The 24,974-nt window shown below is 71.4% G+C and carries 24 protein-coding genes; 12 read left to right on the top strand and 12 right to left on the bottom strand.

The window, feature by feature from the left end; all coding sequences use genetic code 11:
- Nucleotides 1–92 precede the first annotated feature (92 nt).
- Nucleotides 93–509 (bottom strand): transglycosylase SLT domain-containing protein, encoded by a 417-nt coding sequence (locus tag ACFWP5_RS23640; protein WP_327404425.1) that lies wholly within the window; start codon nucleotides 507–509, stop codon nucleotides 93–95.
- A 363-nt stretch (nucleotides 510–872) separates the two neighbouring features.
- On the opposite strand from ACFWP5_RS23640, the gene ACFWP5_RS23635 reads away from it, so the two are divergent.
- On the top strand, nucleotides 873–1,565 hold the full coding sequence (locus ACFWP5_RS23635) for a phosphotransferase (RefSeq protein WP_384159844.1): 693 nt from the start codon (nucleotides 873–875) through the stop codon (nucleotides 1,563–1,565).
- Here ACFWP5_RS23635 and ACFWP5_RS23630 read toward each other — a convergent pair.
- Nucleotides 1,545–2,414: a helix-turn-helix domain-containing protein gene (locus ACFWP5_RS23630; RefSeq protein WP_384159841.1), complete on the bottom strand. Its 870-nt coding sequence runs from the start codon at nucleotides 2,412–2,414 to the stop codon at nucleotides 1,545–1,547. The genes ACFWP5_RS23635 and ACFWP5_RS23630 overlap by 21 nt on opposite strands.
- Nucleotides 2,415–2,608: 194 nt before the next feature.
- Between ACFWP5_RS23630 and ACFWP5_RS23625 the strand changes: the two genes are divergently transcribed.
- Entirely contained in the window at nucleotides 2,609–3,334 is a 726-nt protein-coding gene (locus ACFWP5_RS23625) for an alpha/beta hydrolase (RefSeq protein ID WP_384159839.1), read from the top strand.
- A 12-nt stretch (nucleotides 3,335–3,346) separates the two neighbouring features.
- Here ACFWP5_RS23625 and ACFWP5_RS23620 read toward each other — a convergent pair whose 3' ends face one another.
- Nucleotides 3,347–4,375 (bottom strand): PP2C family protein-serine/threonine phosphatase, encoded by a 1,029-nt coding sequence (locus ACFWP5_RS23620; protein WP_384159836.1) that lies wholly within the window; start codon nucleotides 4,373–4,375, stop codon nucleotides 3,347–3,349.
- A gap of 495 nt (nucleotides 4,376–4,870) precedes the next feature.
- Here ACFWP5_RS23620 and ACFWP5_RS23615 point away from each other — a divergent pair, with 495 nt between their 5' ends.
- Complete coding sequence (locus ACFWP5_RS23615) at nucleotides 4,871–7,042, top strand: ATP-binding protein (protein WP_384159833.1); 2,172 nt, start codon at nucleotides 4,871–4,873, stop codon at nucleotides 7,040–7,042.
- Here the strand turns inward: ACFWP5_RS23615 and ACFWP5_RS23610 are convergent.
- Nucleotides 7,036–7,482, bottom strand: a complete 447-nt coding sequence (locus tag ACFWP5_RS23610) for a nuclear transport factor 2 family protein (RefSeq protein WP_384159830.1) — start codon at nucleotides 7,480–7,482, stop codon at nucleotides 7,036–7,038. The two genes, ACFWP5_RS23615 and ACFWP5_RS23610, sit on opposite strands and share 7 nt — an antisense overlap.
- A gap of 108 nt (nucleotides 7,483–7,590) precedes the next feature.
- The gene (locus ACFWP5_RS23605; protein WP_384159855.1) at nucleotides 7,591–8,616 is read right to left on the bottom strand and encodes an MBL fold metallo-hydrolase; all 1,026 of its coding nucleotides are present in this window, start codon (nucleotides 8,614–8,616) and stop codon (nucleotides 7,591–7,593) included.
- 125 nt (nucleotides 8,617–8,741) lie between these two features.
- Here ACFWP5_RS23605 and ACFWP5_RS23600 point away from each other — a divergent pair, with 125 nt between their 5' ends.
- Together ACFWP5_RS23600 and ACFWP5_RS23595 are read left to right on the top strand one after the other, a co-directional pair.
- A complete protein-coding gene (locus ACFWP5_RS23600; protein ID WP_384159827.1) occupies nucleotides 8,742–10,199 on the top strand; it encodes an aldehyde dehydrogenase in 1,458 nt (485 codons plus the stop codon).
- A gap of 7 nt (nucleotides 10,200–10,206) precedes the next feature.
- Nucleotides 10,207–10,440 (top strand): ferredoxin, encoded by a 234-nt coding sequence (locus tag ACFWP5_RS23595; protein WP_384159824.1) that lies wholly within the window; start codon nucleotides 10,207–10,209, stop codon nucleotides 10,438–10,440.
- Between the two features lie 6 nt (nucleotides 10,441–10,446).
- On the opposite strand, the gene ACFWP5_RS23590 is transcribed toward ACFWP5_RS23595, so the two are convergent.
- On the bottom strand, nucleotides 10,447–13,545 hold the full coding sequence (locus ACFWP5_RS23590) for a tetratricopeptide repeat protein (RefSeq protein ID WP_384159821.1): 3,099 nt from the start codon (nucleotides 13,543–13,545) through the stop codon (nucleotides 10,447–10,449).
- Nucleotides 13,546–13,780: 235 nt separating this feature from the next.
- Between ACFWP5_RS23590 and ACFWP5_RS23585 the strand changes: the two genes are divergently transcribed.
- Together ACFWP5_RS23585 and ACFWP5_RS23580 are read left to right on the top strand one after the other, a co-directional pair.
- Complete coding sequence (locus ACFWP5_RS23585; RefSeq protein ID WP_384159818.1) at nucleotides 13,781–14,155, top strand: peptidase inhibitor family I36 protein; 375 nt, start codon at nucleotides 13,781–13,783, stop codon at nucleotides 14,153–14,155.
- Nucleotides 14,152–15,051, top strand: a complete 900-nt coding sequence (locus ACFWP5_RS23580; protein ID WP_384159816.1) for a hypothetical protein — start codon at nucleotides 14,152–14,154, stop codon at nucleotides 15,049–15,051. The genes ACFWP5_RS23585 and ACFWP5_RS23580 overlap by 4 nt, the downstream gene beginning before the upstream one ends.
- 27 nt (nucleotides 15,052–15,078) lie before the next feature.
- Here ACFWP5_RS23580 and ACFWP5_RS23575 read toward each other — a convergent pair whose 3' ends face one another.
- Nucleotides 15,079–15,702 carry a 1,4-alpha-glucan branching protein gene (locus tag ACFWP5_RS23575; protein WP_384159814.1) on the bottom strand — a complete coding sequence of 208 codons (624 nt, stop codon included), beginning with the start codon at nucleotides 15,700–15,702 and terminating at the stop codon, nucleotides 15,079–15,081.
- A 7-nt stretch (nucleotides 15,703–15,709) separates the two neighbouring features.
- On the bottom strand, nucleotides 15,710–16,342 hold the full coding sequence (locus ACFWP5_RS23570; RefSeq protein ID WP_384159811.1) for a TetR family transcriptional regulator: 633 nt from the start codon (nucleotides 16,340–16,342) through the stop codon (nucleotides 15,710–15,712).
- A gap of 210 nt (nucleotides 16,343–16,552) precedes the next feature.
- Between ACFWP5_RS23570 and ACFWP5_RS23565 the strand changes: the two genes are divergently transcribed.
- Genes ACFWP5_RS23565 through ACFWP5_RS23555 form a run of 3 tightly spaced genes read left to right on the top strand, consistent with a single transcriptional unit; the run spans nucleotide 16,553 to nucleotide 19,775 of the window.
- On the top strand, nucleotides 16,553–17,974 hold the full coding sequence (locus tag ACFWP5_RS23565; RefSeq protein WP_384159808.1) for a glycosyltransferase family 4 protein: 1,422 nt from the start codon (nucleotides 16,553–16,555) through the stop codon (nucleotides 17,972–17,974).
- Nucleotides 17,968–18,711: a class I SAM-dependent methyltransferase gene (locus tag ACFWP5_RS23560; protein ID WP_384159805.1), complete on the top strand. Its 744-nt coding sequence runs from the start codon at nucleotides 17,968–17,970 to the stop codon at nucleotides 18,709–18,711. The genes ACFWP5_RS23565 and ACFWP5_RS23560 overlap by 7 nt, the downstream gene beginning before the upstream one ends.
- Nucleotides 18,708–19,775 carry a prenyltransferase/squalene oxidase repeat-containing protein gene (locus ACFWP5_RS23555; protein ID WP_384159802.1) on the top strand — a complete coding sequence of 356 codons (1,068 nt, stop codon included), beginning with the start codon at nucleotides 18,708–18,710 and terminating at the stop codon, nucleotides 19,773–19,775. Before ACFWP5_RS23560 ends, ACFWP5_RS23555 begins: the two co-directional genes overlap by 4 nt.
- A 163-nt stretch (nucleotides 19,776–19,938) precedes the next feature.
- Here ACFWP5_RS23555 and ACFWP5_RS23550 read toward each other — a convergent pair whose 3' ends face one another.
- Complete coding sequence (locus ACFWP5_RS23550) at nucleotides 19,939–20,229, bottom strand: hypothetical protein (RefSeq protein WP_384159799.1); 291 nt, start codon at nucleotides 20,227–20,229, stop codon at nucleotides 19,939–19,941.
- A 143-nt stretch (nucleotides 20,230–20,372) separates the two neighbouring features.
- Between ACFWP5_RS23550 and ACFWP5_RS23545 the strand changes: the two genes are divergently transcribed.
- Nucleotides 20,373–20,942 carry a hypothetical protein gene (locus tag ACFWP5_RS23545; protein WP_384159796.1) on the top strand — a complete coding sequence of 190 codons (570 nt, stop codon included), beginning with the start codon at nucleotides 20,373–20,375 and terminating at the stop codon, nucleotides 20,940–20,942.
- Between the two features lie 32 nt (nucleotides 20,943–20,974).
- Here the strand turns inward: ACFWP5_RS23545 and ACFWP5_RS23540 are convergent, their stop codons facing one another.
- The 3 genes from ACFWP5_RS23540 to ACFWP5_RS23530 all read right to left on the bottom strand — a co-directional run bounded on the left by ACFWP5_RS23540 (nucleotide 20,975) and on the right by ACFWP5_RS23530 (nucleotide 23,877).
- Nucleotides 20,975–21,985, bottom strand: a complete 1,011-nt coding sequence (locus tag ACFWP5_RS23540) for an LLM class F420-dependent oxidoreductase (RefSeq protein WP_384159793.1) — start codon at nucleotides 21,983–21,985, stop codon at nucleotides 20,975–20,977.
- 120 nt (nucleotides 21,986–22,105) lie between these two features.
- Nucleotides 22,106–22,885 (bottom strand): hypothetical protein, encoded by a 780-nt coding sequence (locus tag ACFWP5_RS23535; RefSeq protein WP_384159790.1) that lies wholly within the window; start codon nucleotides 22,883–22,885, stop codon nucleotides 22,106–22,108.
- An 86-nt stretch (nucleotides 22,886–22,971) separates the two neighbouring features.
- Nucleotides 22,972–23,877: an N-acetylmuramoyl-L-alanine amidase gene (locus ACFWP5_RS23530; protein ID WP_384159787.1), complete on the bottom strand. Its 906-nt coding sequence runs from the start codon at nucleotides 23,875–23,877 to the stop codon at nucleotides 22,972–22,974.
- 113 nt (nucleotides 23,878–23,990) lie between these two features.
- On the opposite strand from ACFWP5_RS23530, the gene ACFWP5_RS23525 reads away from it, so the two are divergent.
- Nucleotides 23,991–24,974, top strand: coding sequence for an alpha/beta fold hydrolase (locus tag ACFWP5_RS23525; RefSeq protein ID WP_384159784.1), 984 nt, complete (start codon nucleotides 23,991–23,993; stop codon nucleotides 24,972–24,974).

The following is a 24,974-nucleotide window of genomic DNA, read 5'->3' as shown; positions in this document are numbered from 1 at the left end:
GGCGATGTGGCTGAGGACCACGGTCGGCGAGGAGGAGATGAACGGCCGCTCGTGCGGGCCGCCGCCGCGTGGTGCGTGTGTGGAGCCGGTGATCAGTACCAGCCGTTGGACTGCCAGAAGCTCCAGGCGGCGGTGGGGCTGCCGTAGCGGGAGTTCATGTAGTCCAGGCCCCACTTGATCTGCGTGGCGGCGTTGGTCTTCCAGTCGGAGCCGGCCGAGGCCATCTTCGAGCCCGGGAGGGCCTGGACCAGGCCGTAGGCGCCGGAGGAGGAGTTCGTGGCGGTGACGTTCCAGCCGCTCTCGTGCTCGACGATCTTGCTGAACGCGTTGTACTGCGCGGCGCTCGGGATCATCTTGTGCGCGACCGACTGAGCGGAGGAGGCGGAGGTCGTCGCGGCCTGGGCGGGAGCCGAGGTCAGCACGAGACCGGTGGTGGCGGCGGCCAGAGCGGCGGCGGTCAGGGCCTTCTTCGGGGAGGCGATGCGAGCGACGATGCGGGAGACGGACACGGAGAACCTGTTTCTTCGGGGACAGAGGTGTCGTACGCCTGCCGGTGTCACGCGGTGCGCGGCGGTGGCAATGCGTCGGCGCCGAGGCCCGTGAGGACTCGTCGGCGCCGTGCGACTGCTCCAGAGAAGCACTCTCGATCCGTGTCCGCAAAGACCCCTTTTACTAGTTGTGGTCGCATGTGGGTGAAAGATGAACTGTGTGACGTGGCTCTCAAACCCCAGGTCGGAGGGTGTTTGGGATGCGTACATGTCATGCCTAAACACTACTAGTCCAAGTAGTTGGTGATGTGGGTCATGTGGGGTGCTTCACCGTCCGCGTGACGGCCGGTGCGCGGTGCCTCACGCAGGGGTTGGATTCTGGCCATGCCAGACACGGGGAAGCTGATCGGCTCCGGCCGTACCGCGGACGTGTACGAGATCGACGAGGCGTGGGTGCTGCGCCGCAACCGGGAGGACTGGGGCGACGCGGCGGCCGAGGGCGCGGTGATGGAACATGTGCGGGCGTACGGCTACCCCGTGCCCCGGGTGCGACCAGGCGGCGCGCCCACTCCACACACCTCGCGCACCTCGCGCACCGATCTCGTGATGGAGCGGCTGACCGGGCCCACCATGCTGGAGGCGTTCGTCGCGGGCGCGATCGACGCGCGGGAGGCAGGGGGCGTACTCGCCTCGCTGCTACGGCAGTTGCACGCCGTCCCCGGCCGGCATCCCGGTACCCGGGTGCTGCACCTCGACCTCCACCCGGAGAACGTGCTGCTCACCCCGGACGGGCCCCGCGTCATCGACTGGGGCACGGCGGAGGACGGTGACCCCGGGCTGGACTGGGGGCTCTCCGCGGTCATCCTCGCCCAGGTCGCCGTGGACGACGCTCAGCCGGTCGCCGATCCGGCCCGCGCGATGCTCGTCTCGCTGCTCGCCGATCCTTCCGGACTGACGGGGGAGGGGCTGGCGGAAGCGCGACGGAGGCGGGCCGCGAATCCGACGATGACCGCACGGGAGGTCGAACTCCTCGGTGTCGCGGAGGAGTTGGTCCGGTCAGTTGCGCTTCTGCCGTAGCTGACCGCTCTTGACATCCGCCGGTGTCTGGATGGCGGAGGCCAGGAGGGCGAGTTTGTCGGCGGTGTCGGTGCCCGGGTCCGGGTGGTAGATGACCAGGGTCTGGCCCGGGGCGCCGTCGATGCTCAGGCGTTCTCGGTTCAGCTGCAGGCCGCCGACCTGGGGGTGGGCGATGTGCTTGGGGGCGGCTTCGCAGGCCTGGACGTCGTGGCGGGCCCAGAGGCGGCTGAACAGGGGGCTGGCCAGGGAGAGTTCGCCGACCAGCTCGATGAACCGGGGGTCGTCGGTGTCGGTGCCGACGGACTCGCGGAAGCCGGCGACCATGCCTCCGGCCGCGCTCTCCCAGTACGGGTACAGCGCCTGCTCGGCGGGGTCGAGGAACAGGGACCGCAGGCGATTGGCTCCTGGCGCGAAGCGGGGGGAGAGCGCGGTCGCCAGGGCGTTGGCGGCCAGGACGTCGAAGTAGCGGCCCTCCACCAGTGCGGGGAGGGGGAGCGTCGCGACCAGCGTGGTGATGCTTGGGGGGACGGTCTCCTTGCGGGGGCGGGGCCCGGCGCGGTGCCGGCGGGGTCTGTCGGCGCCGAGGCGCAGGAGGTGGGCCGTCGCGTCGTCGTCCAGCCGCAGCACGCGGGCGATGGACTCCAGGACCTGTACGGAGGGGTTGCGGTCGCGGCCCTGTTCCAGGCGCAGGTAGTAGTCGGCGCTGATGCCGGCGAGCATCGCGACCTCCTCGCGGCGCAGGCCCGGCACGCGCCGCACCCCGAAGGCGGGGATGCCCGCCTGTTCGGGGGTGACGAGTTCGCGGCGGGCGCGGACGTACTCGCCCAGCGGGTTCGGTTCGTCGGCCATCTCCTCACTGTAAAGCGGCAGGCCGGGCGCGTGCCTGGCCCTGTCACCCCCAGGGTCGGCGGGGCCCTGGCTGGGGCGTCGGCGGGGCGGCAGCGTCACCGGGGGCCGGTCGACGGCCGGTCGGCCGGGTGCTGATCGGCGACGCCGGTCACCACTGCTCGGCAACCCGGGCCACCACGACGAGGAGCGACATCATGTCCACATATCTGCTGGTACACGGCGCCTGGCACAGCGGGCGGGCCTGGGACCGGGTGGTCCCGTTGCTGACGGCGGCCGGGCACCGGGTGTTCGCGCCGTCCCTCACCGGGTACGGCGACAAGGCGCGTCTGCTCGGCCCCGAGGTGGGCCTCGACACCCACGTCGACGACGTCGTCGCTCTGATCACCGAGGAGGACCTCACCGACGTGATCCTCGTCGGGCACAGCTACGCCGGCCTGGTCGTCTCGGGCGCGGCCAACAGGCTCCCGGACCGGATCGCCCAACTCGTCTACCTGGACGCGATGGTCCCGGTGGACGGCGAGCGTGCGACCGACGTCCTGCCCGTGACCCAGGTCCTGATCGACCTGGCGGCGCGGTCCGACACCCCCTGGCGGATTCCACCGCTGCCCGAACTCCCGCCGCCCGGCGGCCTGTTCGGGGTCACCGACCCGGCGGACGTGGCCTGGCTGCGCACGATGGTCTCGGACCAGCCGGTGCTCTGCCTCCAGCAGCCCGTCCGGCTGGACAACCCCGCCGCGAACGCGATCCCCCGCACCCACATCCACTGCGTCGGCAGCGAACCGGAAGGCTTCGAGCGGCGCCCCGTCCCCGCGATCCAGCCCAACGGCACCCCGGCACAGGTGTGGGAACTGGAGACCGGCCACGACTGCATGATCACCAAGCCGGCCGAACTCGCCGAGCTGCTCGTCAAGTTGGGCTGAACCCGTCCGGCCTCAGACCCGCACCGGCGCGGTCACTCCCGTCGGCTGGCACAGGACGAGTGCCAGGTCGTCGGTGGGCGGCCCGCCGGTGTGGGCGAGCAATCGGTCGTAGAGGGCGTGCAGCGCCCCGTCCGGCGTCGGTTCGCTCAGCGCCGTCGCGGACTCGGCGAGGAGGGCGAACGGGGTGCCGTCGGGCGCGCGGGACTCGGTGAGGCCGTCCGTGTAGAGGAGGAGGCGGTCGCCGGGCTGGAGCCGGACCCGGTACTGGTGCGGGTCCGGGTGCAGGCCCAACGGCAGGGCGGGGACCCGGGGTTCGAGGAGTTCCAGGCGCTGGCCGGAGCGCAGGGGCGCCGGGTGACCGCAGTTGACCAGCCGCACCTCACCCGGGCCGAACTCCACCAGCACCGCCGTGACGAAGTCCTCGGGGGCGAGGTGAGGGGAGAGGCGGGCGTCCAGCGCCCTCGCGAGACTCATCAAGTCCGGGGCGGTGTACGCGAGTTCGCGGAACGCGGTGATCGTGTCGGATGCCGTACGCAGCGCGTCCAGGCCGTGCCCGCGTGCGTCGCCGACCAGCACGCGCAGGCCGTACGGCGTCACCGCGAGGTCGTACAGGTCGCCGCCGACCGACGACTCACGGCTCGCGCAGTGGTAGCGGGTGCTGACATGCGTGCCGGAGAGGGTGCGGAACACCGGCCGCAGGATCGCCTCCTGGGTGATCCGGGCCACCTCCCGTGCCTCCGCGAGCCGTTCGCGCAGCCGGCCGCGCTGCCACGCCGCGTACACGCTGCACGCGCAGCCCAGCAGCAGGCCGCCCCAGCGGACGGCGAACCCGGCGCTCAGCTGGGTCCCCGCGCCGAGGCCCGCCGCGAGCGCGAGCAGGACCGTCCAGCAGCAGACCAGGAACGTACGGCGGGCGCCCAGGAACGCCGAGGCCATCAGCGGCCCGATCGCCAGCAGCGGCAGGATCGGCTGCACGCGGCCGATCAGCAGCCCCGGAGTGGCCGCGAGCAGACAACCGACGGGGCCGACGAGAATACCCATCGGCCCCGCGAGGAATCCGGTCGGCGCCGTGCGGAATCCTGCCCGTACCGTGCGGAAACCTGTCGGTGTCTTGCGGAGACAAGCCGGTGCCTTGCGGAGATCCGCCTGTGTTGTCCAGAGACCCGCCGGTGTCGAGGGAGAACCCGTCGATGTCGAGCGGAGATCTGCCGGTGCCGAGCGCAGACCCGCCCATCCCGAGCGGAGCCCCGCCCAAGCCCTGCAGAGACCCGTCGGCGCCCTACGCACTCCCGACCGCGTCCTACGGATTCGGCGTCTCCCATCCATCGCGTTCACGCCACGACGATCGCCGAATTTCCGTCTCCTCACCTGCACCAACCGGGAGTTGATCAGCTCTCGATCACGATGCGTCGAAACAGGCCCGCAAGTGGTCATGAAGTACGGCCATTTCGTGGGCATCGCGACTATTCCGGGCAGCCGTGGACCGCGTTCCGGGACACGCGCGTGGAGCCGGTGACGTACGGACACACTGGCCTCGTGCCGGACACGACTCACCCGAACCCCGGGAACCTCGGGAATCTGCCGCCCGAGACCTACAGTTTCGTCGGGCGGCGCGCTGAACTCGCCTGGCTCCAGGGGGCGTTGGACCCGGGCGTCGACCCGTCGGCCCGGCTGGTGAGCGTGGTCGGGGTCGGCGGGGTGGGCAAGACCCGGCTCGCCCTGCGCGCGGCGGCGGAGGTCCGGGACGCCTGTCCCGACGGCGTCTGGCTGACCGAACTCTCCCCCTTGCACACCCCCGGGCTCGTGGACCTCGCGGTCATGGAGACCCTCCGGCTCGCCGACCACTCGACCCGCCCGGTCATCGACGTCATCGCCGAATGGGCCCATGGCAAGCGGCTGTTGATCGTCCTCGACTCCTGCGAGCACCTCCTCGCCGACTGCGCCAAGGTCGCCGCCGCGCTGCTGTCCCGCGTGCCCGGGCTGCGCATCCTCGTCACCAGCCGGGAGCGCCTCGCACTGCCCGGCGAGGCGGTCCTCCACCTCGAACCGCTACCTGTGGACGACCGCACCGGCGACAGCTCCGATCCTGGTGACATCGCGGCTGCGGGTGACGCCGTAGCCCTGTTCGCCGAGCGCGCCGCTGGCGCCGGGCGCCCGTTGAGCGACGACGACGTGGCCGGGCGCGCGACCGCCGCCGCCGTCTGCCGTCGCCTCGACGGCATCCCCCTCGCCCTCGAACTCGCCGCCGCCCGCCTCGCCGACCTCACCCTCGACCAGCTCCACGCCCGGCTCGGCGAACGCCTGCCCTCACCCTCCGATGTGCCTTCACCTCTGGACCTGTTGAGCTCCGCACCCGGTGAACGCCCGCCCCGCCACCAGACGTTGCGCACCGCCATCGGCTGGAGCCACGAACTCTGCGCGCCTCTCGAACGCCTGCTGTGGGCGCGGCTGTCCGTCTTCACCGGCGGTTTCTGCGCGGAGACCGCCCAACAGGTGTGCGCGGGCGGTCCGTTGGCCCCGGAGCGGATCGCCGGGCTCCTCGCCCGGCTCGTCGCGCAGTCCATCGTGCTGCCCGACCCCGTCATCTCGGCCCGCTACCGGATGCTCGACACCGTCCGCGAGTACGGCACCGACTGGCTGTACGCCCTCGGTGAGGAACGCGCCGTGCGGCGACGCCATCGCGAGCACTACGCGCGCCTCGCCCACCGGGGCTGCGCCGAGTGGAACACCGGGCGGCAGGTCGCGTGGTGCGAGCGGGTGCTGAGCGAACACGCCAACTTCCGGGTGGCGGTTGACAGCGCGCTCGCCGAACCGGACCGTACGGCGGCCGTGGAGATGGCGGGCCATGTCGGGTTCCTGTGGCGGCACTGCGGTTACCTCCGTGAGGCCCAGGCCTGCCTCGACCAGGCCCTCGCCGCCGATCCGCCGCCCGGCCACGGCCGCACCCTCGCCCTGTGGTCGCGCGGCGCGGTCGCCATCCTCCAGGGCGACCAGGAGGCGGCGGCCAACTGGGCCGTGCGCTGCGCCGACGCGGCCCGTGAACAGGGCTCCCCGGTCGCCACGGTCGGCGCCGTCTACCTCAGGGGCGGCCAACTCGCCCTCACCGGCCGCCAGGCGGAGGCGATCGCCGTCCTCGCCGCCGCACCCCAACTCCCCGTCCAGGACGACGCGTTCGGCGCCGCCCAACTCCAGGTCCGGCTCGCGCTGTCCCTCGCGCACGTACTGCGCGGCGAGTTCGAGCGGGGGCGTGAGGTCGCCGACGAGGTGCGTACGGCGAGCCGGAAACAGGGCGAGTACTGGTGCGGGGCCTTCGCCGACTACCTCATCGCCCAGGCCGACTTGGCGCACGGCGACATACCGGCCGCGGTGAGCGGCGCCCGCACCTCCATCGCGGGCCACGCCCTGCTGCACAACACCGCCGGCGTCGCCATGTCCCTCGACCTCCTGGCCGCCGCGGTCGTCACCACCGGCGACGCCCAGCGCGCCGCCCGCCTCCTGGGCGTCGGCACCCGTCTCTGGGAACTCACCGGCCGCGCCCAGATGGACTCCCCGGACCTCATCGCCACCCGCCGCACCTGCGAACTCCGCGTCCGCGAACACCTCGGCGACGACGCGTACGAGTCGGGATACCGGGCGGGCCTGGCGATGTCGTACGACGAGGGAATCGCGTACGCGACCAGCCGACCCGGTCGAGCAAGCCGTCAGTGACGCGGGGTCGGGCCGCCGAACGGCAGGAACAGGGTCCGGCTCGCGATCAGCCAACTCCCGTCCACCGCACGGAAGATGTCCTCGTAGTGACCGACCTGGACCGGTGGACCGGCGGTGACCTGGCCGCCGTGGTGGCCGTCGACGCGGTACGTCGTGAAGTACGCCGTCGAGATCGCCGTGTCGGGGGAGGTGAGGGTGACGAGGACGTTCGACATCAGGCGCCGCGAGAGCCGGCCGGCGGGACGGGAACCGAAGTACTTCCGCAACGCCTCCCGCCCCTCGACGAGCCGCTCGCCGTCCGGCCACTCCCAGGTGCCGTCCTCGGTGAACAGCTCGGCGACGGAGGAGGGTTCACCGAGATCGAGACGGCGGACGAAGTCCAGGATCACGCGCTCACAGGCGCGTTCGGCGAGGAGTCGTTGCAAAGGGTCCAGGTCCATGCGGTCGTTGGTATCAGCCGCACCCCTCGCACCACGACCGAATTACACCCGCGACTGACTACGTCCACGACCGAGTGCATCCGCGACCGAAGTACATCCGCGACCGAACTACACCGCCACGTACGTCACCGGCTCGCTCCCCGTCACCGCCTCCGCCTGGCCGAGCTTCACGAGTCGCCGCAGATGCGCCTCGGCCTCGGACACCGCGATGTTCCGTGACTGGTACGGGATTTGGGACCAGGGCCGGTTCCACTCCATCCGCTCCGCGACCTGCCAGGCGGTGAGCGGCTCGGACAGCAGCGTGAGGAGCCCGGTCAGCCGGTCCTCGTGGTGCGCGAGCAACTCCCGTACGCGGCCGGTCGCGTCGGTGAAGGTGTGCTGGTGGGCCGGGAGGACCTCGGCGGGGGCGAGGCGGCCGATCCGCTCCAGGGAGTCGAGGTAGTCGCCGAGCGGGTCGGCGATCGTGGTGTCGTCCGGGTCCTCGTACAGGCCGATGTGCGGGGTGATCTCGGGGAGCAGGTGGTCGCCGGAGAACAGGCGTCCGTGGCCCGGGAGTTGGGCCGGGTGGCTCTCCTCCAGGTGCAGACAGACGTGCCCGGGGGTGTGGCCCGGCGTCCAGATCGCGCGCAGTCGGCGGCCGGCCAGGTCGAGGAGTTCGCCGGGGACGATCTCGCGGTCGGGGAGGGCGGGGGCCAGGCCCGGCACGCTGCGCGGGCGGGCGGCGCGCAGGGGTGCGAGGTGCTCCTCGGGGGCTCCGGCCGCCACGAGCTTCGCGGTCATGTACGCCAGCCAGCGGCCCGGTTGGGTCGAACGGGCCCGCCGTACGATCGCGGTGTCCGCCGCGTGCATCGCGAGCCACGCCCCGGACGCCTCGCGCACCTGGCCGGACAGGCCGTGGTGGTCGGGGTGGTGGTGGGTGATGACCACGCCGTGGATCTCGTCGACCGACGTCCCGCAGGCCAACAGCCCCTGGACCAGGGCGTCCCAGGAGGCCGGGTCGTCCCAGCCCGTGTCGACCAGGACCGGTCCGCGGTCGGTGTCGACGACGTAGACGAGTGTCTTGCCGAGAGGATTGTCCGGGATCGGGACCTCGATGGAGCGGACACCGCCGCTGTGGTCGTGGACCTGACTCATGGACGTCATGGACTCCCCAATCGCCGCCTTCCGGCCACTATACGTGGACTCCATCGACCGGAACTGGTATTCAGTCTTCGTATCTGATGGTTCGTCAGACAGCGGTACCGGGGAGGCGTTCGGCCATGACAGAGCTCGTGGAACACCGACAGCTGTTCATCGGCGGGGAGTTGACCGATCCCCTGGGCAAGGACGTCATCGAGGTGATCTCCCCGCACACCGAGGAGGTCATCGGACGCGTCCCGCACGCGTCGACGCAGGACGTGGACCGCGCGGTCGCGGTGGCCCGCCGGGCCTTCGACGAGGGGCCCTGGCCGCGTATGACCCTCGACGAACGGATCGCGGTCGTCACCCGCGTCAAGGACGCGATTGCCGCACGGTACGAGGAGATAGGCCGTGTCATCTCCTCCGAGAACGGGTCGCCGTACTCCTGGAGCATCCTCGGGCAGGCGCTCGGCGCGATGATGGTGTGGGACGCGGCGATCACCGTCGCGAAGGGCTTCACCTATGAGGAGCGGCGCGACGGAGTCCTCGGGAAGATCATCGTCCGCCGGGAGCCGGTCGGGGTGGTCGCGGCCGTAGTCCCGTGGAACGTCCCGCAGTTCGTGGCCGCCGCCAAGCTCGCGCCGGCGCTGCTCACCGGCTGCACGGTGATCCTGAAACCGTCGCCCGAAACACCCCTGGACGCCTATCTGCTGGGCGAGATCACGAAGGAGGCAGGGCTGCCGGACGGCGTCCTGTCGATCCTCCCGGCCGACCGCGAGGTCAGCGAGTACCTCGTCGGACACCCCGGCGTCGACAAGGTCTCCTTCACCGGCTCGGTCCCGGCCGGCAAGCGCGTGATGGAGGTCGCGGCCCGCCATCTCACGCGCGTGACACTGGAGTTGGGCGGCAAGTCGGCGGCGATCGTCCTGCCCGACGCGGACATCACGACCGCCGTCCCCGGCATCGTCTCGGCCGCCTGGATGAACAACGGCCAGGCGTGCGTCGCCCAGACCCGCATCCTCGTACCGCGCTCGCGCTACGACGAGTTCGCGGACGCGTTCGCGGCGGCGGCGAGCGCTCTCGTGGTCGGCGACCCGCTCGACCCGGCCACCCAGGTAGGCCCGTTGGTCGCCAAACGCCAACAACAGCGCAACCTCGACTACATCCGCATCGGCCAGGAGGAAGGCGCCAAAATCCTTACGGGCGGCGGCCGTCCACCCGGCCTCGACCACGGCTGGTACGTCGAACCGACCCTCTTCGGCGACGTCGACAACTCCATGCGCATAGCCCGCGAGGAGATCTTCGGCCCGGTCATCTGCCTCCTCCCGTACGGCGACGAGACCGAGGCCGTGAAGATCGCGAACGACTCCGACTACGGCCTCAGCGGCAGCGTCTGGACCGGCGACGTCGCCCACGGCATCGACATCGCCCGCCAGGTCCGCACCGGCACCTACTCCGTCAACACCTTCAGCCTCGACATGCTCGGCCCCTTCGGCGGCTACAAGAACAGCGGTGTGGGACGGGAGTTCGGGCCCGAGGGCTACTCCGAGTTCCTCGAACACAAGATGATCCACCTCCCGGCCGGCTGGGAGGGGTGAGCCGGCGATGGGCGACCGCTGGCAGGTAGAGGTCGACCGCTCCATCTGCATCGGCTCGGCCCAGTGCACCCACCAGGCCCCCGACCGCTTCCACCTCGACTCGGCCATGCAGTCCCACCCGGCCGACCCGGAGACCGACGCCAACGAGAAGATCCTCGCGGCGGCGGAGGGGTGCCCGGTGGAGGCCATCATGATCACGTTGTTGGGGAGCGGGGAGCCGGTGTTTCCGCCGGAGGAGTAAGTCGTCCTAGTCCAGCCGCTCGTGGCCCCGGGAGTCGGGGCCACCGGCGGGACCGGTCGCCGCGTCCAGTCGGGTCCTGATGGCGTCCGCCTCCGGCATGCCGTGTTCCGTGTACAGGGTCAGTGCGCGCTCGTAGTGGTGGATGGCGGCGGACGTGGTGTCGGCGCGTGCGAGGTGGGTCTCGGCCAATCCCGCGTGGGCGCGGGCCTGTTGGCCCGGGTTGCCTATGTCCTCCGCGATCGTGAGGGCGTCGGTGTGGTGGGTGAGGGCGTCGGTGGGGTGGCCGGCGGCTCGGGCGGCTTCGCCGAGGCCGTTGAGGGCTCTGGCCTCGCCGTCGCGGTCGCCGTTTCGGGAGTAGAGGGCGAGTGCTTGGCGGTGGCACTCGGCGGCCTCTGTGTGCCGGCTGCGCCTTGAGTGGACGATGCCCAGGCCGTGCAGGGCCCCGGCCTCGCCGTAGCCGTCGCCCACCTCCCGGAGCAGGGTCAGGGCCTGTTCCTGGTGGCGGGCGGCCTCGTCGAGGCGGTCGAGGCGTGTCTCGACCGTGCCGAGGTCCATGAGCGCGTGGGCCTCCAGATAGCGGTTGCCGGTGCGGCGCAGCAGGGTCAGGGACTGCTGGAGGTGGTCGGCTGCCTGGTCGTAGCGGCCCAACTGGCCCTCGATGTGGGCGAGGTTCTTCAGCGCGATCGACTCACCTGATGTGTCACCGATGCTTCGGTACAGCAGCAGTGCCTGGTCGAGGTATTCGACGGCCGGCAGGAAGCGGCCCAGGCGTTCGTCGACGAGGCCGAGGTTGGTCAGGGCGCGGGCCTGGCCGGTGGGGTCGGCGGCCTGGCGGAACAGGGTCAGGGCCTCCTGGAGGTGCCGGCGGGCCGGTTCGTGCCGGGCCAGTTGGTAGTGGGCGGTGCCGATGCCGAGCAGGGCGCGGGCCTCGCTCGCAGGGTCGGCGAGCAGCCGGGCGGCGTCGCGGGCGTGGCCGTGGATCGTGAGGCCGTCGGTGTGGTGGCCGCTGATGAGGTGGCGGTACAGGGTGAGGGAGAGCCGGATGGCGTGGGTGGGCCGGCCGTGGGCGGCGGTGTGCGCGGACATCGCCGTCAGGCAGGTGCGCTCGGTGTTCAGCCAGGCGCGTGCGGCGTCCGCATCCGACAGGTCGGGCACGGGAGTCGAGGTTTCGGGAGCGGCGGGGCGCAAGTGGGCCTCGGCCGGGTGGAGGCGGTTCATGGCGGCGGCCGCGGTGGCGAGATAGTGGTCGAAGAGCCGGTCGAGCGCCGCCTCGCGGGCCTCCGGCGCGTCCTGGGCCGAGGCGAGGCCGGCGGCGTAGGCGCGCAGCAGGTCGTGCATGCCGTACCGGGCGGTGTCCACGCGCTGGACCAGATGGGCGCGGGCGAGGATGCCGAGGGCACGGTGGGCGTCCGCCGTAGTGCTGCCGGTCAGCGCTGCGGCGGCGGGCGCGTCGAGGTCGGGGCCGGGATGCAGGCCGAGCAGCCGGAACATACGCGCCGCTTCCGCGGGCAGCTGCCGCAGCGACCAGGAGAACACCGTGACTACGGCGGCCCGGGGGTCGCCCTCCGCGTCGAGCAGGTACAACCGCCGCTGCTGGTCGGCGAGTTCGGCGACGAAGTCGGTCAGCGGTGTGCCGGGGCGGGCGGCGGCGAGCTCCGCTGCGACCCGCAGCGCCAGCGGCAGCCGCGCGCACTGCGCGGCGAGGGCGTCCACGGCGCCGGGCTCGGCCTCGGCGCGCGGGCCGATCAGCCGGCGCAGCAGGGTGCGGGCCGCGTCGGCGGGCAGCAGATCGAGGTCGAGACGCTGGGCGCCCTCCCGCGCGACCAGCCCGGCCAGGCTGTCGCGGCTGGTCACCAGCACCGCGCAGGAGCCGGTGCCGGGCAGCAGCGGACGGACCTGCTCCACGGTGGCGGCGTTGTCGAGCACGATCAGCAGGCGCCGGTCCGCGACCTCGGTGCGGTAGCGCGCCGCCCGGTCGTCCGGCTCCGGCGGGATGTCCGGTTCGGACACTCCGAGCGCGGTCAGGAACCGGACCAGCACGTCGGGGGCGGTCATCGGCCGCTCGGGGTCGTAGCCGCGCAGGTTCACGTACAACTGGCCGTCCGGGAAGCGGTCCCGGGCCCGGTGCGCCCAGTGCACCGCCAGGGCCGTCTTGCCCACGCCCGCCGTCCCGGACACCGCCGACACCACCAGCGCGGTCGGCCGCGTCGCACTCGCGCCCAAGGCCTTCTCCAGCCGGGCCAGTTCCTCCTCGCGACCGGTGAACCCCGCCGCGTCCAGGGGGAGTTGAGCGGGTACGACCTTGACGCGCCCGGTGCCGGCCCCGGACGGCGGGCGCGGGGCGGCCTTCCCGCCCAGGACGGCCTGGTGCGCCCGCCGCGCCTCCGCCCCCGGTTCGGTGCCGAGTTCGTCGGCCAACCGCTTGCGCAGGGCGGCGTAGCAGGCGAGTGCCTCCGGGGCGCGCCCGGCGGCGTCCAGCGCGCGGATCAACGCCACGGCGAGCGGCTCGACCAGCGGGTGCTCGGCGACGAGGACGGACAGCGCGTCGACCACCACCAGGTGCCCGCCGACCCGGAGTTCGGCGTCCGCCCAGACGAGCACGGCGTCGACGTACTGGTGCAGCCAGCTCTCCCGGGTCCGTGCCGCCCACTCACCGGGCAGCCCGGCCAACGGCGTGCCCTGCCACAGACCCATCGCCTCCCGCAGCGTCGACACCCGTGCCGCGTCGGAGCCTTCGGCCCGACGGGCCCGCGCGACCAGGCTCCGGAAGCGGTGTATGTCGACCAGGTCCGGCGCGACGTCGATCCGGTAGCCCGCCGGGCCGCGCACCAACTCCGGGGCGGTGGGAGGGACTTCGGCGGCGCCCTCCCATGCCGTGGACGGGATGTCCGCGTCCCCGGAGAGCCGCGGCCCCGTCTCCGCGAGGACCCGGCGGATGCGGGCGATGTGGGCGTAGAGCGTGCCGCGCACCTGCGCGGGCGGGTCCTCGCCCCAGACCCGGTCGATCAGCGTCTCGGCCGGCACCCAGCGGCCCGCGTCCACCAGCAGCGCCGCCAGGACCGTACGCCGCTTGGCGGGGCCCAGATCCACCGGACGGCCCGCCACCCATAACTCCACGGGCCCCAGCAGCCGAAATCCCCTCACGCCCGTCTCCACCGTCCCACCCCACGTGCTTCACAGGTTCTCCACCGCGCACCCAACCACCTGCCCACCTGCGGGACAAGGTTTGCGCAAGGTCCCCGGCCACCTCCCCCCGCCACCTTGGGCACGGCAACTCGCCCGCACCACGGACGACTTGACTCCCGTGGGCGGCACCCCGACTGATGGAGGAACAAAGAGAATGAAGCGGATCCTGGCCAAGGCCGGCATCGCCCTGGGAGGCGTGGCGCTGGCCACCACCGGCGCGTTCATCACCGCCGCCCCCGCGAACGCGGCACTGTCGGACTGCCCCTCCGGAGGGCTGTGCGCCTACCTCGGCGTCAACGGCTCGGGCACCCCCGGCGTGGTCTACGGCGACAACACCAACCTGCTGCAGTACACCAAGTTCGACAACGCCGAGTCGCTGTACAACAACGGCAACAGCTGCAACGTCCGGATCTACTCGGGCACGGGCTACACGGGTTCCAGCTACGTCCTCGCCAAGGGCTACTACAACGGCTCCCTGGCGAACACCGTGTACTGGCACAACGTCGCCTCCAACGACTGGTGCGTGTGAGCACAACCACGGCGCGGCGGACACTGCTCACGGTGCTCCTTGTGCTGACCGCGGCCGGCTGCTCCCACGGGGGTGAGCAGCCGGCCCGCGGGCCCGAGGCGCTCGACGTACGTCCCCTGTCGGGCGCCACCGCGTCCACCCACGCCGACGCCGTACGCCTGCACGACCGCGAGGAACGAGCCGTCGCCGCCTGCATGAGCGCCCGCGGCCAGACCTACACGGCACAGCCCCGCACCGCGTCCGCGCGCGGCGAGGAGACCAACCCCTACGGCCTGCTCACCGTCAGGAAGGCGACCCAGGACGGCTACGGCATCGTCGGCGAGTACCTCTACCAGCGGTCCACACCCGTCCCGCCGAACGAACCCCACCAGGCGGCCTGGCAACGGGCGTTGACCGGTACCCCGGCGCACCGGGTGAGCCTGCGCCTGCCCGACGGTGTCGGCCTCGCGTACTCCACCGACGGCTGCGTCGCCCGGGTCCGCGCCGAGCTGTACGGGGCGGACTGGAACACGGTGGAGCCCCTCACCGTAGGACTGGCGAACCGTGTCCTCGACGCCGTGGAGAAGAACTCCAACTACCTTGCCGCCGTACGCCGTTGGTCTTCATGCATGACGAAGGCGGGGCGCCCGGCGACGAACCTCCAGGCCCCCCGGCAGGCGGTGAACTCCCGCCTGCGGAAGGCCGCGTCGGACGATACGGCCCTGCGCGCGCTCGGCAACGACGAGATCCGCACCGCACGCGCCGACGCGGAATGCCAGACGCGGACGGGACTGCCGGAAGCCGTACAGGACGTCCAACGGGCGGTCGAGAAGCGCCTGTTGACGGCGGCCGACAGAAAGACGGTGGCGAGTTACGTGGCGGACCGGCACAGGGCACTGGCCTCCGCCACCGCATGAACGACAGGGCCCGCCGGGTGTGGCGGACTAGCGGGCCTGGAGCACGGCGAACAGCGCTCGGGCACGTGAGCCGTCGGCCTGTGCCCAGGCGCCGGTGACCTGGCCGATCGCGCCCTCGGGGGCCGTGGAGCCGGGAGTCAGCACCCGGTGCAGCCGCAGGGTGGGGCCGTCCGGTACGGCGAACTCGGTGGTCTCGTCGGTGTCCGTCGGGGCGCCGAGGGCGGGGACGCGTGCCGCATCGGTGCAGGAGCGGGCGACTTCCCGGTCCGGGGTGTGGGAGACGCGCTGCGCCTGCGCCTCGGTGCGTCCCTCGATGAGCGCCGCCAACCCGGCGGTCAGCACCGGGTCGTGACAGCCGTCGTAGATCCAGCGCGGACCGAGCACGCCGTGCTCCATGGTGCCGACGAGGGCGTGTTCGGCACCGGGGAGCGGGGCGCCCCGGTAGGTGAGCGGCACGAGGTAGGCCCCCGAGCCGTCGGTGACGACCATGAACTCGATGCCGACCTCGCCCTCGGGGTCGTCGAGCCGGAACCCGCCGGCCCTCGCCAACTCCGGTTCGGCGGGGCCGCGATACCAGGGGCGGGTGGGCAGCCAGGTGGTGAGGAGTTCGAGCTTGGTGGGCTTGACGTGGGTCTGGTGAATGACAGCCATGGGGGAATTATCGGCCCCCGGCCCCGCCCGGCTCAGTGAGATCGATCAACCGGCACACCGTCTCGATGTCGATCTTCACCTGGGCGATGGACGCGCGGCCCGAGAGCCAGGTGATCAGCGCCGAGTGCCAGGTGTGCTCGATGACCCGGACCGCCGAGAGCTGTTCGGGCGTGGGGTGTTCGAGGCCCATCGCGTCCAGGATGATCACCGTGGTCTGCCGGGAGACCTGGTCGACCTCGGGGGAGACGCTGCGGTCCGCGAAGGTCAGCGCGCGGACCATCGCGTCGGCGAGATGCGGCTCGCGCTGGAGCGCGCGGAAGGCCCGCATCAGGGTCTCGGCGACCCGCTCGGCCGCCGTGTCACCGCCCGGTGGCTTCTTCCGCAGCGTGCCGTGCATGTGCTCCAACTGGTCCTGCATCGTGGCCACCAGCAGATGCACCTTGGACGGGAAGTACCGGTACAGCGTGCCGAGCGCGACCTGCGAGGACTCCGCGACCTCCCGCATCTGCACCGCGTCGAAACCGCCCCGGCTCGCCAGCTGCGCGCTCGCGTGCAGGATGCGGCGCCGACGGGCCTCCTGCCGCTCGGTGAGGGGCGGCGAGGTCCGCGCAGTGGCTTCGGGCTTGGCTTGCGCTGGCATGGCTCCCGATCCGTGACTGTCGGTGAGGGCGGGTGATCGCACCGATCATGGCAGGGCCTCGGCCGTGGTGTGAATCACCTGATCCACTTCTCACAGCGACCGTACCGGCCGGTAGATTCAGAACCTCCTGGACGATCAAGTCTGAAACTTGTTCTAGATTAGCGTCCCGGCGTAATCTCGCGGGACAGTGCAGGGAGAAGGGGGCTCAGAGTGACCGCTGAGGCCAGTCAGGCGGGTCCCCAGGAGGACCTGGCAGCCGACGGCGAGCGACCGCTCCGTATCGCACTCCTCACCTATAAAGGGAACCCGTTCTGCGGGGGACAGGGCGTCTACGTCCGCCATCTCTCGCGTGAGCTGGCCCGCCTCGGGCACCGCGTCGAGGTCATCGGCTCGCAGCCGTACCCCGTCCTCGACGAGGGTTACGACGGCATCTCATTGACCGAGCTTCCCTCCCTCGACCTCTACCGCTCCCCGGACCCCTTCCGCACCCCGAAGCGCGACGAGTACCGGGACTGGACCGACGCGCTCGAAGTCGCGACGATGTGGACCGGCGGCTTCCCCGAGCCCCTCACCTTCTCGCTCCGCGCCCGCCGTCATCTCCGGGCCCGGCGCGGCGAGTTCGACATCGTGCACGACAACCAGACGTTGGGCTATGGGTTGTTGGGGGACGTCGGCGCCCCGCTGGTGACGACGATCCACCACCCCATCACCGTGGACCGGCAGTTGGAGCTGGACGCGGCGGAGAACTGGCGACAGCGGATGTCCAAGCGCCGCTGGTACGCGTTCACGCAGATGCAGAAGCGGGTGGCCCGCCGACTGCCGTCCGTGCTCACCGTCTCCGGCACCTCGCGCCAGGAGATCATCGACCACCTCGGCGTCCGCGACGACCGCATCCACGTCGTCCACATCGGCGCCGACACCGACCTGTTCTCCCCGAACCCCGCCGTACCGCAGGTGCCGGGCAGGATCGTGACGACGTCCAGCGCGGACGTCCCCCTCAAGGGCCTCGTCTTCCTCGTCGAGGCCCTGGCGAAGGTCCGCACCGAACACCCCGAAGCCCACCTCATCGTCGTCGGCAAGCGCCCCACCGAGGGTCCCGTGGCCCAGGCCGTCGAGCGCTACGGCCTCGAAGGCGCCGTCGAGTTCGTGAAGGGCATCTCGGACGCCGACCTGGTCGACCTGGTCCGCTCGGCGGAGGTCGCCTGTGTGCCCTCGCTGTACGAGGGCTTCTCGCTCCCGGCGGCGGAGGCGATGGCCACCGGTACGCCGCTGGTCGCCACGACGGGCGGGGCGATCCCGGAGGTCGCCGGGCGCGACGGCGAGACCTGCCTGGCGGTACCGCCGGGCGACCCGGGCGCACTCGCGACCGGCCTGAGCCGTCTCCTCGCCGACCCGGCACTGCGGGCCCGCCTCGGCGCGGCGGGCCGCGAACGCGTCCTGGCCCGCTTCACCTGGGCGAAGGCCGCGGAGGGCACGGCGGCCAGATACCGCGAGGCGATCGCCCCCGGCCGGACGGGCGGCGCGTCCTCGGCATCGTTGTCGCCCTCGGCAACTCCGTCTCCTTCTGAGTCTCCTTCTCCGTCCTCGACCAGTGTTACCGGCGTCTCTCCCGAAAGCAGGGCCACGTGCTGACCGTCGACTTCTCCCGGTTCCCGCTCGCCCCTGGCGACCGTGTCCTGGACCTCGGGTGCGGTGCCGGGCGGCACGCGTTCGAGTGTTATCGGCGAGGGGCACAGGTCGTAGCCCTCGACCAGAACGCCGAGGAGATCCGCGAGGTCGCCAAGTGGTTCGCGGCGATGAAGGAGGCCGGTGAGGCCCCCGCCGGAGCCACGGCGACCGCGATGGAGGGCGACGCACTCCAACTCCCCTTCCCGGACGAGTCGTTCGACGTCGTGATCATCTCCGAGGTCATGGAGCACATCCCGGATGACAAGGGCGTACTCGCCGAGATGGTCCGGGTGCTGAAGCCCGGCGGCCGGATCGCCATCACCGTCCCGCGCTACGGCCCCGAGAAGATCTGCTGGGCCCTGTCCGACGCCTACCACGAGGTCGAGGGCGGCCACATCCGCATCTACAAGGCGGACGAACTCCTCACCAAGATCCGCGAGGCGGGCCTCAAGCCGTACGGCACGCACCACGCGCACGGGCTGCACTCGCCGTACTGGTGGCTGAAGTGCGCGTTCGGTGTGGACAACGACAAGGCGCTGCCGGTGCAGGCGTACCACAAGCTCCTGGTCTGGGACATCATGAAGAAACCCCTGGCCACCCGGGTCGCCGAACAGGCGCTGAACCCGCTGATCGGCAAGAGCTTCGTGGCCTACGCGACCAAGCCGCACCTCCCGGGCCTCGCCGAGGCGGCCACCCAGTGACCACCCCCCGGACAGAACACCTCGTCCTGCCCGGGGTCCTCACCGCCGAGCAGGCCGCCGAGACCGTCGCCGGCATCCTCGCCGTGCAGCGGGAGGACGGGGCGATCCCGTGGTTCCGGGGCCATCACCTCGACCCGTGGGACCACACCGAGGCCGCGATGGCGCTGGACGCGGCGGGCGAACACGAGGCCGCAGAGCGGGCGTACAACTGGCTTGCCCGGCACCAGAACGAGGACGGGTCCTGGTTCGCGGCGTACGCGGACGGCAACGCGCACGACGTGACCGACCGGGGCCGCGAGACCAACTTCGTCGCCTACATCGCCGTAGGCGTGTGGCATCACTACCTCGCGACCGGTGACGACACGTTCCTGGACCGGCTGTGGCCGAACGTCTTCGCGGCGGTCGAGTTCGTGCTGCGGTTGCAGCAGCCGGGTGGGCAGATCGGGTGGAAGCGGGAGGACGACGGTACGGACACGGCGGACGCGCTGCTGACCGGTTCGTCCTCGGTCCACCAGGCGTTGCGCTGCGCGCTCGCGATCGCCGAGGAGCGTGAAGAGCCGCAGCCGGACTGGGAGTTGGCGGTCGGCGCGCTGCGGCACGCGATCCGCCGGCATCCGGAACGGTTCCTGGACAAGGACCGTTACTCGATGGACTGGTACTACCCGGTCCTGGGCGGTGCGTTGACCGGTACGGAGGCCAAGTCCCGGGTTGAGGAGGGCTGGAGCCGCTTCGTCGTGCCCGGGCTCGGGGTGCGGTGCGTCGTCCCCAACCCGTGGGTGACGGGGGGCGAGTCGGCCGAACTCGCCCTGGCGCTGTGGGTGTTGGGCGAGTCCGACCGGGCGCTGGAGATTCTCCAGTCCATCCAGCACCTGCGCGATTCTGAGACCGGGCTGTACTGGACGGGATATGTCTTCGACGACGACGCGGTCTGGCCTCGCGAACTGACCACGTGGACGGCGGGGTCGCTGCTTCTCGCCGTGGCGGCGCTGGGGGGCCATGACGCTACGTGTGCGGTGTTCGGCGCCGAGCATCTGCCCCTGGGGCTGGATCCGGACTGTTGTTAGGCGCGGGCCCGGTGGGGGCTGGTCGCGCCCCGCGGCGGAGCCGCACATCGATACAGCCCCGCGCCCCTAAAAACACCGGCCCGCTGTTTCTTTTAGGGGCGCGGGGAACGGCGCGACCAGCCACAACGGACCGCGGACGAAATCCGGTCTTCCCGCGAAGCGCTCAGCGGTGAACCCGGTTGGCGATCGCGTGGCCGATGAACAAGTACACCACCGCTGCCAGGCCGTAGCCGCAGATGACCCGCGCCCAGGCCTCGTTGAAGGTGAACAGGTCGCGGGACCAGCCGGCGAGCCAGTTGGCCGAGCGGTGGACGAACTGCACGAGGTCGTTCGCGCGGTTGGCGTCCAGGAGGTACATCAGAATCCAGAGGGCCAGGATGAGGGCCATGATGTCGGCGATGATCACTATGACATTGCCGACTGAATTCGAACCGCGTCGATAGTAGGGGGACATGCCAACCGGATTGCCGCTCCCGACGGGATGAAACCTGGCCGGATGAAACCCGAACGGTCCCGCCCGGGTGGCGCACGCGGTCGGGCCGGGTGAGGCTGCCGGGGTAAGGACACCCACTCGGGGAGAACACCCCGGAGGACCTCGTGCCCGTACCGATACGGCGCCTCTTCGTGGCGCTCACTGTGTGCTGCGCCCTGCTCGCCGGTGCCACGGCCTGCGGCAGCGCCACCGATGACGCCACGCAGGACACCGCAGCCGTCGTGGCAGCCGCCGCCACCCCGAGCCCCAGCACCTCCGCCGAACGGCAGAAGTTCGCCAAGACCCGCTTCGTCGCGAACGCGGGCCTCGCCGCCGGTGCCACCTACCAGTGGATCGTGAAGCCCTGGAAGGCGGGCAAGTTCAAGAAGGGCGCGAGCGGACGCAGGTTCGCCCTCGTCAAGGCGGGCCTCGCGGGCGCGTTCGCGTACAACCGGCTCAAGGCGGCCACCAAGAACGCCAAGGGCGACCCCACCCTCTCCAAGGCGGTCGCCCCGCTCACCGCCGGCATCGACTCCCTCAAGAACCTGCCGTCCAAGCTCCGCAAGGGCGACTCGACCGACGCCACGGCGGGTTCCTTCGACGACATCATCAACAAGGTCAAGGACGCCGGGAAGAGCGCCGGCGCCCAGGTGACCGACAAGGTGCCGTCCGCCGGGCAGCTCGCCGGAGGGTAAATGCCCTTCGGTGTCCAGGAGTTGAGCGGCTCTTAGGAGTTCAGCTCCGCCAGTACCCGCAGCGTGTGCGGGTCGGGCGCAAGGGCCAGCAGGTCCGTCACCGGGCCCTTGCGCCACAACTCCAGCCGCTCCGCGATCCGTTCACGCGGGCCGACGAGCGAGATCTCGTCGGCGAACGCGTCCGGCACGGCGAGCACGGCCTCCTCCCGGCGGCCCGCGAGGAACAACTCCTGTATCCGCCGGGCCTCTTCCTCGTACCCCATGCGCGCCATCAGATCGGCGTGGAAGTTGCGGGCCGCGTGCCCCATCCCGCCGATGTAGAAGCCGAGCATCATCTTCACGGGGAGCAGACCTTCGGCTACGTCGTCGCAGACCTTCACCTGCGCCATGGGCGCGACGAGGAAGTCATCGCGGAAGCCGGAGACCGTCGGTCCGTACACCTCTGGGCGGCTCGGCGACCAGTACAACGGCAGCCACCCGTCCGCGATGTCGGCCGTCTGCGCCACGTTCTTCGGCCCCTCCGCACCGAGCAGCACGGGCAGGTCGGGGCGCAGGGGATGCGTGATGGACTTGAGGGCCTTGCCGAGCCCGGTACCGTCCGTGCCCCGGTACGGATGCGCGTGGAACCGCCCGTCCACCTCGACCGGCGCCTCCCGCCGCAGCACCTGCCGTACGACCTCGACGTACTCCCGGGTCGCGGTCAGCGGCGACTTGGGGAACGGCCGCCCGTACCACCCCTCCACCACCTGCGGCCCCGACAGCCCGAGCCCGAGCAGCACGCGCCCGCCGGAGAGGTGGTCGAGGGTGAGCGCGTGCATCGCGGTGGTGGTCGGGGAGCGGGCCGCCATCTGCGCAACAGCGGTCCCCAGCTTGATCGTTGAGGTCTGCGCCGCGATCCAGGTCAGCGGGGTGAAGGCGTCGGACCCCCACGACTCGGCCGTCCACACGGAGTCGTACCCGAGCCGCTCGGCCTCCTGAGCCAGCGGCACATGGTCGGAGGAGGGCCCGCGCCCCCAGTACCCGAGTGCGAGACCGAGCCGCATATCGCCTCCACAGCACCTGATCTGACGGTCCGTCAGCCAACCGATCGACGGCTGCGACTGTACGACAACGGCCCCCCACCCGGAAGGGCGAGGGGCCGCGGTGGACGCTGAGGGGGGAGATCAGCCGCGCTGGATCCCCGACGTGTCCTGCAGGACGCCACGACGGCCGTCCTGCGTCTGCGCGACGAGCGCGGGACCACGCTGCTCCACGGCCAAGTACCAGGTACCCGGCGCCAGTTCGGCGATCGGCGACGGCGAACCGTCCTCCCCGAACAGCGGCCGGGCCACCGGCACCGCGAACCAGAACGGCGAGAAGTCCCCGGCCGGAGCCGGCGCCGGCTGCCCGAACGGCTGCGCGGCCTGCGCCTGTTGCGGCGGAGTGCCGTACGACGGCTGCTGCGGCGCACCGGGACCGGCACCCGGGTAGCCGTAACCACCGGGCGGCTGGGCGCCGTAGGGCTGCGGGGCGGCCGGCTTGGGGGCCGGGATGAGGGCGGCCTGGAGGGGCGGGACCAGCGGGCTCGCGACGGCCGCGGCGGCCAGGACGAGGGCCGCGAGGAAGCCGAGGATGAGACCGGAGGAGGCGCTGATGCTGTCCGGGACATCCACCAGGGCCCAGAACTGGATCCACGCGACGAGGACGGTGAACGCCGCGCCGACCACGCCCAGGTCCAGCCCGACGAGCTTCAGGGGCTGGGGCAGGCAGCGGTTGACGACGATCAGAGCGGCACCGATGACTCCGCCCATGTAGACGCCGAGACCGGTGTCGAGGTTCTCCCACGCGTTCGGCGCGTTTGAGTAACCCGCAGCGGAGTACAAGGGGAGGAACGACGCGATGAAGAGCAATACCGCTGCTCCGATCACCACGCCGTCGCCTCGTGTGAGGGAGCGGATATTCACTTCAGGTCCTTCGTAGGTCGTCTCGTCGTCGGTTGACCCTATCGTCCACCCCGTCAGGGTGTCCGCCCGGATCAGCCCACTGATCGCTACCCGCGCAGGAAACTCACGATTCCCTCAGAGATCCCCTGCGCCGCCTTCTGTCGCCAGGCGCCGTTCGTCAGCAGTGCAGCATCATTGCTATCGCGCATGTTGCCGCACTCGATGAACACCTTGGGAACCGTTGACAGATTGAGACCGCCCAGGTCCTTACGCGTGACGAGACCGGTACCTTCGCCGAGGTAATTGGAGAACTGTTCGCCCGTCGCGCGACGGTAGTCGCCCGCGATGCCCCGCCCGAGGGTGGCCGAGGGGGCGACGATGGCGCGGGTGTCGGCGCCGCCCGCGTGGACGGAGCCCGGCAGGATCACATGGAAACCCCGGTCGCCGACCGGTGCGCCGTCCGCGTGGATGGAGATCGCGGCGTCCGCGTGCGCGTCGTTCCCGATCCTGGCCCGCTGGTCCACGCACGGGCCCCAGGACGGGGAGTCGCCGTCGTGCGTCAACTTCACCGTGACGCCCTGCTTTTCGAGGATCGCCCGCAGCCGGTGGGACACGTCCATCGTGAACTGGGCTTCCGCGTAACCCGCGTTGGTCGACGTCCCGGTCGTGTCGCACTCCTTCCAGTTCGTGCCGATGTCCACCTTGCGGTTGATCTCGGCGCTGTGCTGGAAGTTGGTGACGTTGTGCCCCGGGTCGATGACGACGACCTTGCCCTTGAGGGGACTTGGGCCCGGCGGCTTGTCGTCGTTGGACGCGGTGCCCGTCGGGGACACGGACGCGCCGGACGACGCGGAGGACGCGCCGGCCGCCGCACTGCCCGAGCCGCCGACGGCCTCGTACACGAACCATCCGATCAGCGCCCCCGGGACCAGCGCGGCCAGCGCCACGGTCAGGGGCCCTCGACGGGGGCGGCGGGGCTGCGGGGGATCAAAGTCCGGACCTACGTACGACACGGGAGCCACCCTAGCCGCCTCGCGGAGCGGGTTTGCCGAAGCGGCAACAAGAGTCGTGGGGTGGCGGCGCCGGGGCGCAGGATTGTTGGACCAGCCCCCGCAACGGAGGACTCATGACCATGGTCAAGGACGTCACGCACCGACTCGTCCCCGCCCCCGCCGGCCGCATCCACCTCGTGGAACAGGGCACCGGACCCCTGGTCCTGCTGGTGCACGGATTCCCGGAGTCCTGGTACTCGTGGCGCCACCAGCTCCCGGCGCTGGCCTCGGCGGGCTACCGCGCGGTCGCCGTCGACGTACGCGGCTACGGCCGCTCGTCGAGGCCCGTGGACACGTCGGCGTACCGGATGCTCGACCTCGTGGAGGACGCCGTCGCCGTGGTGCACGCGCTCGGCGAACGGTCCGCGGTGATCGTCGGCCACGACTGGGGCGCGGGCATCGCCGCGAACTCCGCTCTCCTCAGGCCGGACGTCTTCCGCGCCGTAGGACTGCTGAGCGTCCCCTACGCCCCGCGCGGCGGCCCGCGCCCCAGCGAGATCTTCGCGGGGATGGGCGGGGACGAGGAGTTCTACGTCTCGTACTTCCAGGAGCCCGGCCGGGCGGAGGCCGAGATCGAGCCGGACGTACGCGGCTGGCTGGCAGGTTTCTACGCCGCGTTCTCCGCCGACACGATGCCCGCGCCCGGCGCCCCCGACCCGCACTTCGTGAGCCGGGGCGGCGGGACGCTGCGGGAGCGGTTCCCGACGGCGACGGGACGGCCTTCCTGGTTCGGCGGGGACGAACTCGACGTCTACGCGGGGGAGTTCGAGCGCACCGGCCTGACAGCCGCTCTGAACCGCTACCGAAACATGGACCGCGACTGGGAGGACCTGGCCCCCTACGACGGCGCGCCCATCACCCAGCCGTCCCTGTTCCTCGGCGGTTCCCTGGACGCCTCCACCATCTGGCTGTCCGACGCGATCGCCGCGTACCCGGTGACCCTGCCCGGCCTGCGCGGCTCGCACATCCTGGAGGGCTGCGGGCACTGGATCCAGCAGGAGCGACCGGCAGAGGTCAACCAGCACCTGACCAACTGGCTGGCCGAACTGCCCAGTTGA

It is taken from the genome of Streptomyces sp. NPDC058469, assembly GCF_042721125.1.
Classification (GTDB): Bacteria; Actinomycetota; Actinomycetes; order Streptomycetales; family Streptomycetaceae; genus Streptomyces.
The sequence above is the reverse complement of the archived record's forward strand: the minus strand, read 5'-3'. Positions and strand labels throughout refer to the sequence as shown.